7 protein-coding genes are annotated in these 3525 nt (G+C 26.4%); all 7 read right to left on the bottom strand.

The genetic code is table 11. The features are described 5' to 3' along the window. On the bottom strand, nt 1-338 hold a 338-nt coding region (locus tag AC1W6K_RS11670; protein ID WP_481947619.1), incomplete at its 3' end, for a hypothetical protein. 42 nt (nt 339-380) lie between these two features. Then, complete coding sequence (locus AC1W6K_RS11665) at nt 381-731, bottom strand: hypothetical protein (protein ID WP_481947618.1); 351 nt, start codon at nt 729-731, stop codon at nt 381-383. Further along, on the bottom strand, nt 728-1348 hold the full coding sequence (locus AC1W6K_RS11660) for a putative 2OG-Fe(II) oxygenase (RefSeq protein WP_481947617.1): 621 nt from the start codon (nt 1346-1348) through the stop codon (nt 728-730). Before AC1W6K_RS11660 ends, AC1W6K_RS11665 begins: the two co-directional genes overlap by 4 nt. Beyond that, nucleotides 1345-2064 carry a hypothetical protein gene (locus AC1W6K_RS11655; protein ID WP_481947616.1) on the bottom strand — a complete coding sequence of 240 codons (720 nt, stop codon included), beginning with the start codon at nt 2062-2064 and terminating at the stop codon, nt 1345-1347. Before AC1W6K_RS11655 ends, AC1W6K_RS11660 begins: the two co-directional genes overlap by 4 nt. Then, a complete protein-coding gene (locus AC1W6K_RS11650; RefSeq protein ID WP_481947615.1) occupies nt 2061-2651 on the bottom strand; it encodes a hypothetical protein in 591 nt (196 codons plus the stop codon). Before AC1W6K_RS11650 ends, AC1W6K_RS11655 begins: the two co-directional genes overlap by 4 nt. Nucleotide 2652: 1 nt before the next feature. Further along, nucleotides 2653-3243: a 2OG-Fe(II) oxygenase gene (locus AC1W6K_RS11645; protein ID WP_481947614.1), complete on the bottom strand. Its 591-nt coding sequence runs from the start codon at nt 3241-3243 to the stop codon at nt 2653-2655. A gap of 49 nt (nt 3244-3292) precedes the next feature. Further along, the coding region (locus tag AC1W6K_RS11640) for a hypothetical protein (protein WP_481947613.1) at nt 3293-3525 on the bottom strand (233 nt) is incomplete at its 5' end.

Genomic DNA, 3525 nt, shown 5'->3' with positions numbered 1-3525 from the left:
ATTGTAACAGTTGATGATCCTGTTGTTGATGTATACGTGCAAGATGTTAAAGCTGTACCAAGTGGAGTAATATCAAAAAATTCTTGTTCGTAATAAATAACTAATAATTTAGAAGTACCTATTGCTGCATATCTTTTACCATCTAATGCTGTCCAAGTATGCTGGTCTCTCGCTGGACCTGCTAAAGTCTCTGCAATTAATTGCTGGAATCCCCCTATTTTTTGTGGTTCACCATAACGAAATCTAATATTATCACCATCAATCCATTGCCCTTCGGCTCCGGTTGCAGTTTGTTGTTTATTAAATCCAGGTTTAAATTGTATCTTTTGTAATGGCATAAAGCAGCATTATACATGATTATTTTATAAAAGCCAGAAAGCTTATACCTTAGATATGTATATATTCCATTCTAATTTACTAAGCAAATCTTCAAGTTGAATAACTTTAGATTGTTGATTTTTAATGTATTCATGAAGTTCTGAAACATCAATTATTATCCATGTATTATCAGCTTCAAGCACTATTTTATCAGCCTTGCTTTTAGTTGTTCCTTTTTTACCTAATTGATTATTAGGCATATTAAACATCGGTCTTACATCAAATTTAAATTCTTGATTTGAGTTGTTTTTTAAAATACCTGAAATATTCCAATGTTCTTTTTCTTTTTGTTCATTAGTTGCATAAACAACATCTTTTAATAGTAAGGAAAATTTTTCCTCTATTAAATTCATTGTATTTTTCCAAAGTTTATTAAAGATGTTTCTCCACCGAAAATACCTTCAGGGACAATATTAAAAGCAATTGAATATCTATCTTCTTTATATTCATGTTTTAAAATTTTATGATTTAAAAAACTTTTAAATAATAACAAAGTTCCACTATCAATATTAAAATCTAAAGTTTTTCCATTTAAAAAATTATTTTCTTTTACTTTCAATTTCCAAAAATAATCAATAGTTGGTCTAGTTAATCTAAAAGAACCTTTGGTTAAATAAAATACACCACTTATCAAACTATGACAATGAAAATGTTCCTGAGATACTCCTCCTGTTTTTGTTTTTGTAGCCCAAGAATCTATAATTTGAGGATTAATTTCATAACCATAAATATTATTTAAATAATCACTAACACATTTATTTATATCTTCTTTTAATTTATCTAAACCGTTTAAAATATTTCCTTTTACAGAAATAAAACAATTTGAATCTTTTTTATTAGATCCTGTTGTATCAAAGGTTTCTTTATATTCTAAATTTAAGATATGATTTTTAACAAAGTTTTCATCGTATTCTATTTTATAAATACCCAAAGCTTCTGGAAAAATGTTTACTATTTCTTTATTTTTCATATTAAATTATTTTTTATTTCTTTTATTACAATTTTATGCATCTTTGCTTTTTTAAATCTTTCATATCTTTCTTTTAAAGGGATAAATTTTTCCCAAATAGTAGAGTGTCCTGCAACTTCTGCGATTTTTAATAATCTTTCTGTAACATCAAATCTTATTAATTCTACCTCTTGTTCACATTCAAAATTTACATAAAATAAATCTTCATTTTTTTCTATTTTAAATTCATTAATATTTTCCCATAGATTAAATTCAATATTTATATTTCTAAACCATTTTGAAATATTAAATTTACCTGGAACTATAGAACCATATTTTAAATGCGGACAATTGGAAAAAAAAGGAGAAGTTAAAGACATATTAATATCATTTTCACTAAAAAATATTAAAGGCATGCTATATTCTAATAATTTACAGTTTTTTAAATTACTTTCTCTTTTTATAGAGGCATTAATATAATTTTTTGACAGTGGAATTACTTTATTATTTTCTTCTAATTTAAAATGCGATTCAAGTGTATTTTTAAATACAAAAATTTTATTCATATAATTTTTAACAGCAGGGCACATTATTAAATTCCCTCCCGATTTAATTATTGAATCTTTATTTACATTACTTTTAATTCTTTCAAAAAGATTTTCTGGATCATAATGAAGTATACTCCAATCAAGTTCCTTGTCTTTTACATAAGGAGCCCAGTATATTTTTGTTTTCATTTTTTAGTAAAAGGTGGAAGTCCTAAAAAAGGTCTTCTGTCATTTAAATTATCTTTACCAAAAGGACCATTAATATGATTATAATGTAAAAAAACTTGAGCACATATATCTCCTGTAAATTCTTCTCTCCAATGCTCTAAATCACAACCAGAATATACCAACATATCTCCTGGTTCTAAATCAACTTTAATACCTTCTAAATATATCGGCCAAAAATCCCCACCTAAATTTAATGTTGTAGATATTTCACAAGACGGCCTATCTTTGTGTTTATGAAGTATAGAACCTTTTTCATAAATTCTTGCAAAAGAGTAAGTTGGAATTAAATCTAAATTAGTTTCTTTTTTCATTATAGGCATTACTTTCAATAGTAAAGTTTCCATAACAAAATCTGCATAATGAGAATATACATTTGGAACTTGTTGATCTTTCCAAGTTCCTAACAATGATGTTTCATACATCAATTTATTATCATATAAATATTTAACAGCTTCTTTTTTCAACTTAAAATAATTAAATATAAATTCAGCAAGTTCTTTAGATATTGCATTTTTTATAACTTGATATTTTTTGTCACTAAAATTCATTTTATTTAAAACCGGGTCCTGTTACCCACGCTACTAAAGAATTTCTTTCTCCTTTAGTGACAGGAGTTACTTCATGCATTGTATAAGATGGAAATACAACAAGAGTTCCTTGTTCTTTTTTCATAGGAACACCTGTTTCCGATTCATATAAAAATAAATCTCCTCCTTCATAATTACTTGGATCATCTAATTGAATAGAAACAGATAATTTTCTAATTAAAGAAGAAAAACCTCTATCTACATGTCTCCCATACTTTCCACCTGGAGCTTGATAATTAGTAAATTGAAGTCCCTCTATTAAACCAAATAATTCAAATTTAAAAAATTGTTCATTTAGTTTTGTTACAATGTCTGTAATTTTTCTAAAGGCAAATTCTAAATTATCAGATGAATATAACCAAGAAATTTGGCTATCTCTAATGTTATTGCTTATACTTTCTTCTTTAAAAATAGTTCCTCTTATTAATCCTTTTTCTTTACCAATGTTTTTTATAACTTCACATTCTTCAACGGAAAAAGCGTTTTCCCAAAATGCATAGTTATTTATTTCTTCTATTTTAAATGGCCAACAAGTACTTTTAAAATCTTTCATATTTATATTTATGAAATATATATAATATTTTACTTATTAAGTAAAGGGGCTATTCTTGTACTACCCAATTTTGTATTGATTCATCCCATTCATATATTGGACCACCTTCAACAAAAGGACATGGTACAGGAGCTTCCCAATTCCAAATATTTGTATTTAAAATCCATGATGGATAAGGCTTAGGTGGATAAAAAACATCATTTTCTTCATCATAAATATGTCCAACACCTGCAAAATTTCCTCTTAACGGAGATTGACCACTTGGTGTATTAGAATTAGGTA

This window comes from Aquirufa sp., assembly GCF_964796385.1.
Note: the sequence above shows the minus strand (reverse complement) of the source record. Positions and strands in the feature narration are given on the sequence as shown.

Excerpts from the sequence above, each read along its gene's own strand:
- AC1W6K_RS11645 (WP_481947614.1), bottom strand. The coding sequence starts at position 3,243 with ATGAAAGATTTTAAAAGTACTTGTTGGCCATTTAAAATAGAAGAAATA.
- AC1W6K_RS11650 (WP_481947615.1), bottom strand. The coding sequence starts at position 2,651 with ATGAATTTTAGTGACAAAAAATATCAAGTTATAAAAAATGCAATATCT.
- AC1W6K_RS11665 (WP_481947618.1), bottom strand. The coding sequence starts at position 731 with ATGAATTTAATAGAGGAAAAATTTTCCTTACTATTAAAAGATGTTGTT.
- AC1W6K_RS11660 (WP_481947617.1), bottom strand. The coding sequence starts at position 1,348 with ATGAAAAATAAAGAAATAGTAAACATTTTTCCAGAAGCTTTGGGTATT.
- AC1W6K_RS11655 (WP_481947616.1), bottom strand. The coding sequence starts at position 2,064 with ATGAAAACAAAAATATACTGGGCTCCTTATGTAAAAGACAAGGAACTT.